This window comes from Pseudomonas sp. KH_027 (assembly GCF_057838565.1).
In genome coordinates this window covers 124310-138206 of record NZ_CM174470.1, presented here as the reverse complement: position 1 = coordinate 138206, position 13897 = coordinate 124310, and the positions used below count along the sequence as shown (strand labels likewise).

General features: G+C 63.7%; 14 protein-coding genes. 6 read left to right on the top strand and 8 right to left on the bottom strand.

Annotation, left to right across the window (positions count from 1 at the left end; translation table 11 throughout):
* Nucleotides 1-14 precede the first annotated feature (14 nt).
* Nucleotides 15-962 carry an SDR family oxidoreductase gene (locus tag AC3IYG_RS00680; RefSeq protein WP_489311809.1) on the bottom strand — a complete coding sequence of 316 codons (948 nt, stop codon included), beginning with the start codon at nt 960-962 and terminating at the stop codon, nt 15-17.
* A complete protein-coding gene (locus AC3IYG_RS00675; protein WP_489311808.1) occupies nt 950-1876 on the bottom strand; it encodes a bile acid:sodium symporter family protein in 927 nt (308 codons plus the stop codon). Before AC3IYG_RS00675 ends, AC3IYG_RS00680 begins: the two co-directional genes overlap by 13 nt.
* Before the next feature lie 234 nt (nt 1877-2110).
* On the opposite strand from AC3IYG_RS00675, the gene AC3IYG_RS00670 reads away from it, so the two are divergent.
* A complete protein-coding gene (locus AC3IYG_RS00670) occupies nt 2111-2461 on the top strand; it encodes a VOC family protein (RefSeq protein WP_489313991.1) in 351 nt (116 codons plus the stop codon).
* A gap of 103 nt (nt 2462-2564) precedes the next feature.
* Nucleotides 2565-3578 carry a DUF5924 family protein gene (locus tag AC3IYG_RS00665; RefSeq protein ID WP_489311807.1) on the top strand — a complete coding sequence of 338 codons (1014 nt, stop codon included), beginning with the start codon at nt 2565-2567 and terminating at the stop codon, nt 3576-3578.
* A 40-nt stretch (nt 3579-3618) separates the two neighbouring features.
* Here AC3IYG_RS00665 and AC3IYG_RS00660 read toward each other — a convergent pair whose 3' ends face one another.
* Nucleotides 3619-4845: a nucleoside recognition domain-containing protein gene (locus AC3IYG_RS00660; protein WP_489311806.1), complete on the bottom strand. Its 1227-nt coding sequence runs from the start codon at nt 4843-4845 to the stop codon at nt 3619-3621.
* Nucleotides 4846-5146: 301 nt separating this feature from the next.
* Here AC3IYG_RS00660 and AC3IYG_RS00655 point away from each other — a divergent pair, with 301 nt between their 5' ends.
* Complete coding sequence (locus AC3IYG_RS00655) at nt 5147-5803, top strand: DUF3313 domain-containing protein (RefSeq protein ID WP_489311805.1); 657 nt, start codon at nt 5147-5149, stop codon at nt 5801-5803.
* A gap of 92 nt (nt 5804-5895) precedes the next feature.
* On the opposite strand, the gene AC3IYG_RS00650 is transcribed toward AC3IYG_RS00655, so the two are convergent.
* From AC3IYG_RS00650 to AC3IYG_RS00640, 3 genes are all read right to left on the bottom strand, one after another.
* The gene (locus tag AC3IYG_RS00650) at nt 5896-6060 is read right to left on the bottom strand and encodes a DUF1328 domain-containing protein (protein ID WP_489311804.1); all 165 of its coding nucleotides are present in this window, start codon (nt 6058-6060) and stop codon (nt 5896-5898) included.
* Between the two features lie 136 nt (nt 6061-6196).
* Nucleotides 6197-6631, bottom strand: a complete 435-nt coding sequence (locus tag AC3IYG_RS00645) for a PA2169 family four-helix-bundle protein (RefSeq protein WP_489311803.1) — start codon at nt 6629-6631, stop codon at nt 6197-6199.
* 72 nt (nt 6632-6703) lie between these two features.
* Complete coding sequence (locus tag AC3IYG_RS00640) at nt 6704-7528, bottom strand: BON domain-containing protein (protein ID WP_489311802.1); 825 nt, start codon at nt 7526-7528, stop codon at nt 6704-6706.
* Nucleotides 7529-7759: 231 nt separating this feature from the next.
* Here AC3IYG_RS00640 and algB point away from each other — a divergent pair, with 231 nt between their 5' ends.
* Together algB and AC3IYG_RS00630 are read left to right on the top strand one after the other, a co-directional pair.
* The gene (gene algB, locus AC3IYG_RS00635) at nt 7760-9106 is read left to right on the top strand and encodes a sigma-54-dependent response regulator transcription factor AlgB (protein WP_489311801.1); all 1347 of its coding nucleotides are present in this window, start codon (nt 7760-7762) and stop codon (nt 9104-9106) included.
* Nucleotides 9103-10887 carry a KinB sensor domain-containing domain gene (locus AC3IYG_RS00630; protein WP_489311800.1) on the top strand — a complete coding sequence of 595 codons (1785 nt, stop codon included), beginning with the start codon at nt 9103-9105 and terminating at the stop codon, nt 10885-10887. Before algB ends, AC3IYG_RS00630 begins: the two co-directional genes overlap by 4 nt.
* Nucleotides 10888-10912: 25 nt before the next feature.
* Here AC3IYG_RS00630 and AC3IYG_RS00625 read toward each other — a convergent pair whose 3' ends face one another.
* Both AC3IYG_RS00625 and AC3IYG_RS00620 read right to left on the bottom strand, forming a co-directional pair.
* On the bottom strand, nt 10913-11164 hold the full coding sequence (locus tag AC3IYG_RS00625) for a hypothetical protein (protein WP_489311799.1): 252 nt from the start codon (nt 11162-11164) through the stop codon (nt 10913-10915).
* Between the two features lie 234 nt (nt 11165-11398).
* Entirely contained in the window at nt 11399-12184 is a 786-nt protein-coding gene (locus tag AC3IYG_RS00620; RefSeq protein WP_489311798.1) for an N-acetylmuramoyl-L-alanine amidase, read from the bottom strand.
* Between the two features lie 260 nt (nt 12185-12444).
* On the opposite strand from AC3IYG_RS00620, the gene AC3IYG_RS00615 reads away from it, so the two are divergent.
* Nucleotides 12445-13866, top strand: coding sequence for a DASH family cryptochrome (locus AC3IYG_RS00615; RefSeq protein WP_489311797.1), 1422 nt, complete (start codon nt 12445-12447; stop codon nt 13864-13866).
* Nucleotides 13867-13897: the final 31 nt, after the last annotated feature.

Sequence of the window (13897 nt, the reverse complement as noted above, 5' to 3'; positions counted from 1 at the left end):
AGCGCAGCGCCAACCTACGCTTGCGCCTCGAGGAAGGCGAGGAACGCCTCGCGGCTGGTGTAGCGCGGCCAGTAACCGAACTCTTCCTTCAGCCGGCGGTTGGCCAGCACCGGGCGATAACGCAGGAAATCCAGCTGCTCGGGCCCGTACTGGCTCAGCCCGAGCGGTTTGAGCAGGCGCAACGCCGCGCTGATCAACCCCGCCGGTAGCGGCCGGTAGGGTTTGCCGAGGATCCCGGCGATTTCCTTCAGCGTCAGCGCGCCGTCGCCGGCCAGGTTGAAAATCCCTTGCGCGCCGCTGTCCAGGCCCTGGCGGATGATACTCACCACGTCCTGATCCCAGATGAACACGAAGCGACTGTCGCTGCCTTTGATGCCCAGCACCGCACGCTTCTTGAACATGTCGGTGATCTGGTTATTCACCCGCTTGCCGAGGATGGTGCCCGGCCTCAGCACCAGTTGCTTGAGCTGCGGGTGATCACGCCGCGCATCGGCCAGCAGCAGCTCGATCTCGCGCTTGTGCCTGGCGTAGGCGAAATGTTCATGGCCGCGCAGCGGATCGTTTTCGTCGATCCATTCGACATTCTCCGGGTAGTAACCGTAGGCCGCGCCCGAACTGGTGACGATCAACTGGTCGATGCCGTTGGCCACGGCGGCGGCGATGACGGCCCGGGTGCCACCGACATCGATGGCATGCAGCTGCGCATCGCTCATGCCGCGCGGCGGCGTCACCACCGAGGCCAGGTGCACGATCGCCCGCGGTTTCCAGGCCGCCACGCAGTCGCGTACCTGGGTCGGCTGGCTGATATCGAGCAACACCGGCTCGATATTCGGCTTCAGTCCCTGCGCCGTCAGCGGACGGATATCGGCGGCGATCAGCGTCCATTGCGGGTGCTTCATCGCCAGCTCGTTGAGCAATTGCAGGCCGATGAAACCGGCCGCGCCAGTGATCAGGACGCGCATGACAGCGGCTCCTCGTGTATGGGGTGCGGCGCCAGCGGGCGATTGCGCCAGAACAGCACCAGCAGTAAACCGCTGACCAGGTGCCAGGTGCCCCACAGCGCAGCGACCAGCGCCATGTTCGGCTCGCCGCCGAACTGGGCGAAGATCAGACCCAGCGCCAGACCGGAGTTGTGCATGCTGATCTCGATCACCATCGCCCGCAGGTTGGCGCCGCGTTGGCGCGCCAGCTTGGCCATCAGCCAGCCGAGCACAATCGCGCTGAGGTTGTGCAGCACCACGATCAACAACACCAGCCCGAGGTTGGCGCTGAACATCTTCCAGTTGTTGATCAGCGCACCGAGCACGAACAAGGCAAAGGCCAGCAGGGCGAATCGCTTGAACCAGGGCATGATCCGCTCGGCGAAGCGCGGCCAGAGGTTGCCCACCAGCATGCCCAGCACCAGCGGCAAGCCGAGTAGCCAGAGCAGGTTGAAGAGGATGCTCAGGTGATCGACGTGCAGGCTCTGCAGACGCTCGGCCAGATAAGCCGAGGCTTCGGGGTTGCAGGCGCTGGTCAGGGCGAAGTTCAGCGGCAGCAAGACCAGCGCCAGCAAGCTGGAGAGCGCGGTCATGCTCATCGACAGCGCGGTGTTGCCACGCGCCAGGTGCGTCATCACATTGGACAGGTTGCCGCCGGGGCAGCAGGCCACCAGCAGCAGGCCCAGCTCGAGGCCGGGATGCAGGTCGACCAGCAGCGTCACCAGCAAGGTCAGCCAGGGTAGCAGCAGGCATTGCCCGAGCATGCCGGCGAGTACCGGCTGCGGCTGGCGCAGCACCGCGCGGAACTGTTCGAGCCGCAGCTCCAGCGACACGCCGAAGATCAGCGCCGCCAGCACCAGGCCGAGGATCAGTTGTTGGCTAGCGTCATAATTCATAAAACGGGCCTTTTAATTATTGTTTTAGCCCGCGGCAGTTTAAGGCCGTCGACGGTTGGTAACAGTGGCAGAGACCGCCAAGCGCTGTGGCCAATCGCGACAGCCGCCGGGGCCGCGGGGTGAACGGCTGGGCTAGGTTTGCAGCCTAGCCCAGCCGGCGCAACCAGCCACACCACCTCCATGGCCGGGCGCAACCCGACTGCGCCGCCTTCCAACCTCAGCGAGACCTTGAACATGAGCACCCACGAACAGGATCAGCGCATCGACTACGTCGAGTTCGCCGCCACCGACCTGGAAGCGCTCAAAGCCTTCTATCAGAGCACCTTCGGCTGGACCTTCACCGACTACGGCCCCCGCTATACCAGTTTCAACGATGGCCGCCTCAGTGGCGGTTTCAGCACCGAGGCGAAGGCCGGCAGCGGTGGCCCCTTGATCGTTATCTACGCCAGCGACCTGCAAGCCAGCTACGCGCGGGTCGTCGCCAATGGCGGGCAGATTCGCCAGAAGATCTTCAGCTTCCCCGGTGGCCGGCGCTTCCAGTTTGCCGACCCGAGCGGCAACGAGTTGGCGGTGTGGTCCGAGTAGGCGGCCTGAGCGACCGGCGGGCTTGCAACAATCCTTCTCAGCACCGAGGGTGACCAGTATCCTGCGCACCTGCCGTTTCCCCGCCCCTCGACACGAACCGCCCATGCTTATCTGGAAGACCCGCCTGCTCAGCCTCATCACCCTCCTGCAGCGCTACCCGGGGCTGGTGGCGGCGTTTGGCTTCGTCTCCGGGGTGTGCAGCTTCATCCTGGTCGACCGCCAGGCAAAATTCGCCACGGCGATTGCCCTGGTGCTGCTGGTCAGCTGGGTCTGGTTGATGCTGGAAAGCCTGTTCTCGCGGATCTTCTCCCGTATGTTCGGCCGCGAAATACCGCAACCGCTGCTGCGCTATGCGACGCAGATGATCCATCAGGAGAGCCTGTTCTTCGTCCTGCCGTTTTTTCTCATCACCACCACCTGGAACAGCGGCCAGTTGTTCTTCACCGGCTTGCTGGCCTGCGCCGCGCTGATCACCATCATCGACCCGCTGTACTACAAGTGGCTGGCGCCGCGGCGCTGGCTGTACCTGGCGCTGCATACGCTGACCCTGTTCGCCGCGCTGCTGACCGCGCTGCCGATCATCCTGCACCTGACCACCGCGCAAAGTTACAAGCTGGCCCTGGGCACTGCGGTGCTGCTGTCGTTCCCCAGCCTGCTGGTGACTTTTCCGGTGCAGCGCTGGTGGCGTGGGCTGGCCTTGATCGGCTTGACGTTGGCCCTGGGTGGCGTCGGCTGGCTGGCGCGCTCCTGGGTGCCACCGGCCACGCTGTGGCTGACCGAGGTGGCGGTGACCACGCACCTGGATGACATCAATCGTTCACCGGGCGAAAGCCTGACCGAGTTGAGCGCCGGGGAAATGCGCGCCCAGGGCCTGTATGCCTACACCGCGATCAACGCGCCACGCGGCCTGGCCGAGCGCATCTACCACGTGTGGCGCCACGACGGCGAGGAAGTGGACCGCATCGCCCTGGATATCAACGGTGGCCGCGAGGCCGGCTACCGCGCCTGGACGCACAAACAGAATTTCCCCGAACAGCTGGTCGGCGACTGGGAAGTACGGGTGCTGACCGAGGATGGCCAGGTGATCGGCGTGCTGCGCTTCGAGGTCACCGAGTAGGAACCTCGAGACTTTAAGGTCGTCGCGAGCGCAGCGGACCTCAGCCGAAGAACCAGTAGCAAACCGCAATCGAGGCCAGAATTCCCACCAGGTCGGCGAACAGCGCGCAGCCCACCGCGTGGCGGGCACGCTGGAGACCGACCGAGCCAAAATACACGGCCAACACATAGAAGGTGGTTTCCGTGCTGCCCTGCATGGTCGCCGCCACCAGCGCCGGGAAGCTGTCGACGCCCTGGGTCTGCATGGTCTCGATCAGCATGGCCCGCGCCGCGCTGCCGGAGAAGGGTTTCACCAGCCCTGTCGGCAGGGCTTCGACGAAGCGGCTATCCCAGCCCAGGCCCTCGACGCACCAGCGGATGCCGTCGAGCAACACATCCAGCGCCCCGGACGCACGCAGCACGCCGACCGCGCAGAGCATGGCCACCAGGTAGGGCAGCAGGTTCTTCGCCACCTCGAAACCTTCCTTGGCGCCTTCGACAAAGCTTTCGTAGACCGGCACCCGCTTCAGCGCGCCCATCAACACGAAGCTGAGGATCAAGCCGAACAGCGTGAGGTTGCCGAGCAGCGAGGACAAGGCCGTCAGCGCTGTCGCGGAGAGGCCGGCGAGGATCGTCATGAACCCGCCGAGCAGCAGCGCGGCGCCGCCGAACCAGGCCAGCACCACCGGATCGGAAAGCTTCAGGCGCTGCATGAAGGCCACCGCGAGCAAGGCACTGAGGCTGGAAACGGCGTTGGCCAGCAGGATCGGCAGGAATACCAGGGCCGGGTCTTCGGCGCCCGCCTGGGCGCGGTACATGAAGATCGACACCGGCAGCAGGACGAACGACGAGGCGTTCATCACCATGAACAGGATCTGCGCGTTGCTCGCCTCGGTCTTGCTCGGATTGAGCTCCTGCAGCGCCTTCATGGCTTTCAGGCCGATCGGCGTGGCGGCGTTATCCAAGCCCAGGCCATTGGCGGTGAAACTCAGGGTCACCAGCCCCAGCGCCGGATGCCCGCGCGGCACCCCGGGCATCAACCGGGCGAACAACGGGCCGAGCAACCGCGCCAGCATATCCACCAGACCGGCCTTTTCGGCAATGCGCAAAAACCCCAGCCAGAGGGTCAGGGTGCCGAACAGCAGCACCATCACCTCCACCGAGAGCTTGGCCATGGCGAACAGGCTTTCGACCATCGCGGCGAAGACGCCCGGATCGCCACCGATCCAGCGCACCAGCGCGGCCACCGCCGCTACCACGAAAAAGCCCAGCCACAAGCCGTTGAGCATGATGAATCCCCCTGATTTGCCGCGGATGATAGCGGCGCCCGCCCGCCCAGCGCCAGAAACGCCAAGATCGCGGCTAGCTGAATCCTCGACGAGGCCGCATCCGGCCCGTCTGCGATCTACGCGCAACAGTCATCTTTAGCGTCTAGGCTGAAGCGCTCACGCACCACGTACTGAAGAACTGGCTCTGGCGACACCCCAGGGTGCGCGTGTAGCAAAACTGGCCGCCCGTTTACGGCAGCCGACAACCACTGACGCACGACTCAACACAGCAAAAAACACCTCACCACCAGGAGCTTCACGGATGACTAAACAGCTGTTTATCGCCCTCGGCCTGACGGCCGGCCTGCTACTCGCCGGCTGTGCCAGCGAAACCACCCAGCCTGAGCAATACTCGGGCTTTCTCAGCGACTATTCGATGCTCAAGCCGGCCACCTCGCCGAGCGGAGCCCCGGTGATGCGCTGGGTAGCGCCAGGCCTTGAGCTGCAGCGCTACAGCTCGGTCCTGGTTGAGAAACCGCAGTTCTATCCCAGACCGCAACCAAGCGAACAGGTCAGCCAGAAGACCCTGGACGACATCGCCAATTACCTCCAACAGGCCTTGCAGCGCGAGCTGAGCGGACGCCTGCGCATCGTCACCCAGGCGGACAACGACACCCTGGTATTGCGCTCGGCAATCAGCGCCGTCAACGTCTCGCCTGAAGGCCTGAAAGTCTACGAAGTGATTCCCATCGCGCTGGTCGTGGCCGCCGCGAGTACAGCGGCCGGTACCCGTGATGAGAACAGCTCGATCTTCATCGAGATGCAGGCACTCGATGGCGGCACCGGCAAACCGGTGGCTGAAGTGGTGCGCAAGGGCAGCGGTCTGCAGCTGGAAAACAGCAGCACCCAACTGCAGTTGAAGGATATCCAGCCGGTGCTGGATGTGTGGGCCAAGGATGCACACAACTTCCAGCCTTGAGGGCGCGGGCTACCGCTTGCACAGCCTGGAGCCGCAACGCAAAACGCCCTCGATCGAGGGCGTTTTTACGCAAGGGTTTCATCGGCCGGCCATCAACCTCGACTACGGCGGCCAAAAATAAGCGAAGCCACAAACATCACCAGGAACACGATAAAGAGAATCTTCGCGATGCCGGTAGCGGTGCCCGCAATACCGCCAAAGCCCAGTACGGCCGCGGCGATGGCGATGATCAGAAAGGTAATTGCCCAGCTCAACATGGTGAACCTCCTTAGGGTTAGGAAAAGGGTCCAGCGCCGGACACTCCGGTGCTTCCCGTCCTGCTTGCTCACTACAAAATAAAAAACGTTGAACACCTCAGAAAAAAGCCGGAACGTCCGTGTTCCGGAAGAAGCCTTATTTCATCGCGCGTTTCAGGTCACGCATGCGGTCATGGCAGGCACGCACCTTGGGCATTTCCACGGCCAGCAGGGCACGAATATCCGGTTCGGCGTCCTTCATGGCGTCTTCAAAGGCATGCAGGATGCGGTCTTCGGTGTCCTCCAGCTGGGCCACATAGGTGGCGCCTTCATCGCTGGAGAGGGTCGCCTTGGTATCGGCATACACCTGACGCAACTTACCCAGCACGGTGCCGCCCTGAGCCGGCTGCTCGTGGTTGGCTGCGACCTTGATCGCCAGGGCGCGTATCACCTGGGTCTTGGCCTGGGACATGTCGTGGAACAGCACTTTCAGCTTCACATCTTTGACTGCAGCCTGGGCGTGCTCGTAGAAGCGTTGACCGTCACGGGTGATTTCGATCAGTTCGTTCAGTTGGCTCGTTTTGCTCGTCATGATAGGTCTCTCTTTTTGAGTGCCGGCGCGCCGGTCAGCGGCGCCTGAAGCAGGTGGTCGGCCAACGGCGGCTTAGCCGGCGACTTTCAGCGCATCGGCATTGACGCTGCGCACGCCACGGATGTTCTCCGCCATTTCGACGGCCAGTTCCTTCTCGGAACCGCTGGCGACCACGCCATTGAGGGTCACCAGGCCGCCTTTGGTTTCTACCGCGATGTTCAAGCCATCGAGGTTGCGGCTATACAGGTAGCTGGATTTCACCTTGCTGGTGATCCAGGCGTCGCTGATCTTGTCGGCGCTCTGCTGCGCCTTGGCTGCGGTGCCCGGCTTGCCGCTGACGCTCAGGTTATTGATCACCTCGTGCACGCCATCGGTGTTGTCAGCCAGCTTGCCGGCCAGCTCCTTGGCGGCCGAGGACTGCGCTTCACCGCTCAGGGTGACTACGCCGTTATTGGTCACGACATGGGCATCCAGGCCTTCGGTGCCGCTGTTCCACAGCAGTTTGGATTTGATGGTGGCGGTCAGCGTCGAGTCGTCGAAACGCTGGGCCAGGCTCGGCGCGGTGCCGGCCTTGGGCTCGTACTTGGCGTCGACCCGCAACTTGTTGTCGACGTTCTGGATACCTTCGATACCCAGCGCGACCTGTTCGGCCAGCTCCTTGTCCACTTCGCTTTCCACGGTGCCGGTAAGGATCGCGGTGCCGCTCTCGACATCAACACTGATGGCGAACGGGCTCAGATGCCGGTTCAAGGCATAGGCTGTCCACAGCGAGCCTTCCTGACGTGCTTCAGTGAGCTGCGCAGACAGATCGCCGGCGGCGGCTTGCGCGACCATCGGCGTCAGCCCGAGCAAGGTGGCGGTAGCGGTGGCCAGGGCAATTTTCTTCAACTGATGCATGGTGTTTCTCCTGCTGGGTATGCGTTACGGCCACTTGAGGCCATCCATGCAGGGGTTATCGCAAGTGCTGTGCCAGGTTTTTTCACCTATAAATAACAATATAAATCAAATACTTAACCATATTAGCGACACCTTCCACTCATGCACCTTGCAGGATGAGCCAGAATTGACCGTGCAACTTGCACGAACTTTCCGTGACTAATGTTCACGACTCCTGATGTGAGAACGACGATGGAACAGCCCAGTCCCAAGAGTGGCCGCATCCTCTTAGTCGATGACGAATCGGCGATCCTGCGCACCTTCCGCTATTGCCTGGAGGACGAGGGCTACAGCGTGGCCACGGCCACCAACGCGGCGCAGGCGGACGCGCTGCTGCAGCGCCAGGTGTTCGACCTGTGCCTGCTCGACCTGCGCCTGGGCGAGGACAATGGCCTGGAGGTGCTGGCTCTGATGCGCCTGCAGGCGCCCTGGATGCGCGTGGTGATTGTCACCGCTCATTCCGCCATCGATACCGCGGTGGACGCCATGCAGGCCGGCGCCGCCGATTACCTGGTCAAACCCTGCAGCCCCGATCAGCTGCGCATGGCCGCCGCCAAGCAAATGGAAATCCGCCAACTGGCCGCGCGCCTGGAGGTGCTGGAAGGCCAGGCGCACAAACCGAGCGACGACCTCGACTCCCACAGCCCGGCCATGATGACGGTGCTGGAGACGGCACGGCAGGTCGCCAACACCGATGCCAACATTCTCATTCTCGGCGAGTCGGGTACCGGCAAAGGCGAACTGGCGCGGGCCATTCATGGCTGGAGCAAACGCGCGAAAAAAGCTTCGGTGACCATCAACTGTCCCTCGCTGACCGCCGAGCTGATGGAAAGCGAACTGTTCGGCCACAGCCGCGGCGCCTTTACCGGCGCCAGCGAAAGCACCCTAGGGCGGGTCAACCAGGCCGATGGCGGCACCCTGTTTCTCGACGAAGTCGGCGACTTCCCCCTGACGCTGCAACCCAAACTGCTGCGCTTTATCCAAGACAAGGAGTACGAGCGCGTCGGCGACCCGGTCACCCGCCAGGCCGATGTGCGCATCCTCGCGGCGACCAACCTGAACCTCGACGAGATGGTGCGCGAGGGGCGCTTTCGCGAGGACCTGCTCTACCGGCTGAACGTCATCACCCTCAAGCTGCCGCCCCTGCGCGAGCGCAACGACGACGTGATGGTGCTGGCCGAAGGCTTCCTGGCCCGCTTCGTCAAGGAATATGCCCGGCCGGCTCGCCATTTCAGCGAGGCGGCGCGCAACGCGCTGCTGGACTACCGCTGGCCAGGCAACATCCGCGAACTGCGCAACGTCATCGAGCGCGCGAGCATTATCTGCCCGCAGGAACAGGTCGACGTCAGCCACCTGGGGCTCGGCGAGCAGCCGGCCGGCAACGTGCCGCGGGTTGGCGCCGACCTCAGCCTGGAAGCCCTGGAAAAGGCCCATATCGCTGCCGTACTGGCCAGCAGCGAAACCCTCGACCAGGCCGCCAAGACGCTGTGCATAGACGCCTCGACGCTGTACCGCAAGCGTAAACAGTACAACCTATGAAACTCACCATGACGCTGCGCACGCGGTTGTTCCTGAGCTTCTCGGCCCTGATCACCGTGGCGCTGCTCGGCCTGCTGCTCGGAGTGATCAGCGTCCTGCACACGGCGCAGACCCAGTCGAGCCTGATCCGGCATAACTTCGCCACGATCGAGATCAGCCAGCAACTGCGCCAGAGCCTGGGCGATCAACTGATCAACCTCCTGAGCGAACGACCGGACATAGCGGCACTGCAGAGCTCCCAGGCGCAGTTCAGCGCCCTGCTCGCGCAAGGCCTGAAAAGCCACGACAGCCAGACCCGCAAAGGCTTTGAGCAAATCGACGAGGTCTACCAGCGGTTTACCAAGGTGGTCGCCGAGCCGGCCAGCCTGCGCTGGGCCCTGCTCGACGATAACGACTTCAGTCACAGCTGGAATGCCGTCCGCAGCAAGCTGCACGAGGTGCAGCAGCAGGCCATCGACAGCGTCAGCCGGGCCGAAAGCCAGGCGCGTGAGCGGGCCAGGCTGATCGCCGGGCTACTCGGGCTACTGGGTGTCGCAGTGCTGGCGATCGGGATGATTACCGCACAGAGCATCGCCCGGAACTTCGGCGTGCCGATCGAAGTGCTGGCGAAAGCGGCCGACAAAATTGGCCAAGGCGACTTCGAAGTCATCCTGCCGGTCACCCCGGTCGCCGAGATGGCCTTGCTCAGTCGGCGCTTCGGTCTGATGGCGGAAGCCTTGAGCAACCACAAGGCGAACAATGTCGACGAGCTGCTGGCCAGCCAAAGCCGCCTGCAGGCGGTGCTCGACAGCATCGACGACGGTTTGGTGATCATCGACGCCCAGGGGCGGATCGAGCACGCCAACCCAGTGGCCACCCGCCAGTTGTTCCGCGAACACGACCCCCACGGTAAAAGCCTCGGCGAACTACTCGCCCGCCCCGAGCTGGACGAGGCCACGCATCGGGTGCTCAGGGGCAAAGTGCTGGATCAGGTACCCGAAGATCTGCTGGTCGAGACCGCCGGCGAAAGCCGCCTGCTGGCCTGGGCCCTGACCCCGGTTTGCCACCTCGATGGACGCAGCGTCGGCGCGGTGCTGGTACTGCGCGACGTCACCGAGCAACGGGCGTTCGAGCGGGTGCGCAGCGAGTTCGTGTTGCGCGCCTCGCATGAACTGCGCACACCGGTGACCGGCATGCACATGGCCTTCGGCCTGCTGCAGGAGCGCCTGCAGTTTGCCCCAGACTCGCGCGAGGCCGACCTGGTGCGCACCGTGGACGAGGAAATGCTCCGGTTGGTGCGGCTGATCAGCGATCTGCTGAATTTTTCCCGCTATCAGAACGGCCTGCAGAAAATCGAGTGCGCGCCCTGTGACCTCGATGACCTGCTGACGCAAGCCCAGCAACGTTTCGCTGGCCAAGCCAGCGAACGCGACATCACCTTGCTGACCGAGGTGGTGCCGCCCATGCCGCCGGTCAACCTCGACCGCCTGCAGATCGAACGGGTGCTGGACAACCTGCTGGCCAATGCCTTGCGCCACAGCAATAACGGCGGCGAAATCCAGATGCAGGCGCGGCGGCATGGCGAGCGGGTGATCATCAGCGTGCAGGACAACGGCGAAGGCATCGACTTCAGCCAGCAAGCGCGGATCTTCGAGCCCTTTGTGCAGGTCGGCAGGAAAAAAGGCGGCGCCGGCCTGGGCCTGGCCCTGTGCAAGGAAATCGTGCAACTGCACGGCGGGCGGATCAGCGTCTACTCACGTCTGGGCCAGGGCTCGCAGTTCTATATGGCGTTGCCACTCTGAGCCTGCGCGCAGGGCGCAGCAGTGCTTAAAACACCCAACGCTGGGTTGGCGCTGTTTGCACGGCGTTGGCGGTATCTACGAGTTGGCTTTGGTCGCTGGCGGGCATCCACTGGGCATCACGCTCGGCCTGCGACTTGGCAACACCCATCTGGCTCTGCCACATCGGCACCGACCAACCCTGGACCTGGATGGGCTCCGGGCCTGACGGGGTGCCAGAGGCAAAAACACTGCTGACAACTACGAGAGCAGCACTCAACAAGTTCGGAACAGTATTCATCGTGCGTCTCCATCGCTGATCAGATTCGTAGAGCTGAGAGAGCAGGCACCATGCCAACTGTTTATTATAAAAACATATTTAAAAATCAATGATTTATAAACAAGCTCAACACGCGATAGTTGCACATTGCACGACTGCCGTCGGCGCATGATTGCAATTTGCACGATCGACAACTTGCACCGCCCGGGCCAATTCACGCCTGATCGCCAGCACCCGGTCGCTGGAGCGCAACTCTCAGCGCGGCTTGTTCAGCCCATTCAACAGCACCAGCAGCGCCGCCGTCTGCGCATCCGGCTCGCCGTCGAAGCGCGTCGGCCGGTAGTGCATTTGAAAGGCGGCCAGCACATGGCGGGTGGCCACATCCCGCTCACCGGTCTGCGGCGTGGCATAACCCAGGGTTGCCAGTTGTTGCTGGAACCAGGTGATGCTCGGCAACCGGGCCGCGAACAGCGCCTGCTGGCGGGCCACCGCCTGGGCGTCCGGCCAGACCCCGAGCCCGGCTTCGGCCAGGCGCTGCCACGGAAACAGCGGCCCCGGATCGAGCTTGCGCAGCGGGGCAATATCGCTGTGGCCAATGATGTGCCGGGGCTCGATCCCGTAGCGCTTGACGATATCCTTGAGCAGGACGATCAGCGCCTCGATCTGCGCATCGGAATAGGGGTACCAGACCCGCCCACTCGGAGTGTCCGCATACCCCTCATTGACCAACTCGATGCCGATCGAACTGGAATTCAGCCAGGTGCGGCCATCCCACTCGCTTTCACCGGCGTGCCAGGCGCGGCGACTTTCATCGACCAGTCGGTAGATGGTCGGCGGCGCGGCGTCGATCAGGTAATGGCTGCTGACCTCGCCATGGGTCAGCAGCTGCAGCGAGCGCTCGAGCCCGGTCGAGGTGTAGTGCAGCACGACGAACTGCACCCGGCTGTCGTGGTTGGCCGAAGGGTGGCTGGTGTCGATCCGCGGGCCGCTGGCGCAACCGGCCAGCAGGGCAAACATGAGGACAAGCGAGAAGGTTTTCATCGGTTGATCGGTAAGAGACTCTGCACGTTATCCAACGACCTGTCGACCGCTCTGACGGCTGCCTAGGCAGCAACGCAAGAATGGCGCGCCAGTTTAGTGCTTTGCGCCGGGCACCGCTGCGCTCAAAGCGCTACTGCAGGTTTCCGGGCAACCGTTCGTGAAGCTATAAGTGCCGCTCCGGACTAACGGTTGTATGGGCTAACGGCAGCCGCCTATTGTTTAGCTAGCTGCCAGTCGTTGCAACGCCGAGGAAACCCTTCATGCGCCGCTCACTGCTCTGGTTCAAACAGGACTTACGCCTCGACGACAATCCGGCACTGCACGCCGCGCTGGCTGCCGAACGTCTGTTGCCGGTGTATGTCCTCGACCCGGCGCTGTTCCAGAGCGGACCACTGGCGGCCCGGCGCTTGGGCGTTCACCGCGCCCGCTTTCTGCTGGAAAGCCTGGCCGCGCTGGACGGCGCCTTGCGCCTGCGCGGCTCGCATTTGCTGGTGATGCAAGGTCAGGCCGAAACCCTGCTCGCGCAACTGGTCGAGCGCCTCGACCTGCAAGAAGTCCTGACCCAGGAAGAAATCGCCCCCGAAGAACGCGCGCAACTGGCCAGGCTGCGCGCCAACCTGGCGCCCGTGGCGCTGCGCGAGTTACCGGGCAATGGCTTGCTGCGCGCCGAGGAGTTGCCTTGCGCGGTGGACGAACTGCCGATGGTCTATCGCCCGTTCTGCGAACTGCTCGAACAGCGCCTGGTGGTCTTTCAGCCACAGCCGGCACCGGACAGCCTGCCGCCCGTGCCGGAGGCCGCCGTCGAACTGCTGACGGCATTGCCGACGCTGTCGCAACTGGGTTTGGGCGAACCCCTGAACGTCGCCGACAGTGCGTTCCCTTTCGCCGGTGGCGAGGCCGCCGCCACTGGCCGGCTGCGCGACTATCTATGGGACAGCCAGGGCGTGCGCCAGTATCAAGCCACCCGCGACGGGCTGATCGGCAGCGAATACTCGTCGAAACTCTCGCCCTGGCTGGCCAACGGCTGCCTCTCGGCGCGCCGCGTGGTCGCCGAGTTGCGCCGCCACGAGGCACAGTACGGGCGCAACGATTCCACCCTGGAGCTGTGGCGGGCGCTGCTCTGGCGCGAATTCTTCCGCTGGACGCTGCTGCGCCGTGGCGATGCCCTGTTCCAGGCCGGCGGGCTGAAAGCCACCGCGCGGGCACCGACGCAGTTGGATGAGCGCTTCACGCAATGGTGCCAGGGTCGCACCGGCATGCCGCTGGTAGACGCCAATATGCGCGAGCTGGCGGCGACCGGCTTTATTTCCAAGCGCGGTCGCCAGGTCGTCGCCCGTTACCTGGTCGGCGACCTGCAACAGGATTGGCGCCATGGCGCCGCGTGGTTCGAGGAGCATCTGCTCGATTACGAGCCGGCCAGCAACTGGGGCAATTGGGCCTACCTGACCGGGATCAGCAGCGACCCGCAGTACAGCCGCGCATTCAACGCCTTGCGCCAGGCCCGCCAGTACGACCCGGAGGCCGCCTACGTCAGTCTCTGGCTCGCGGAACTGCGGAACCTGCCGCAACACCTGCGGCATACGCCCTTCCTGCTCTCGCCGCAGCAGTTGGATGCGCTGAACTATCCGCGCCTGGAGCATATCCCCGAGAACTGGCAACCCTATCTGCCCAGCGCGGCCTAGACGGGCTCGGAGCGCCAGCGCAGCCGCTCAG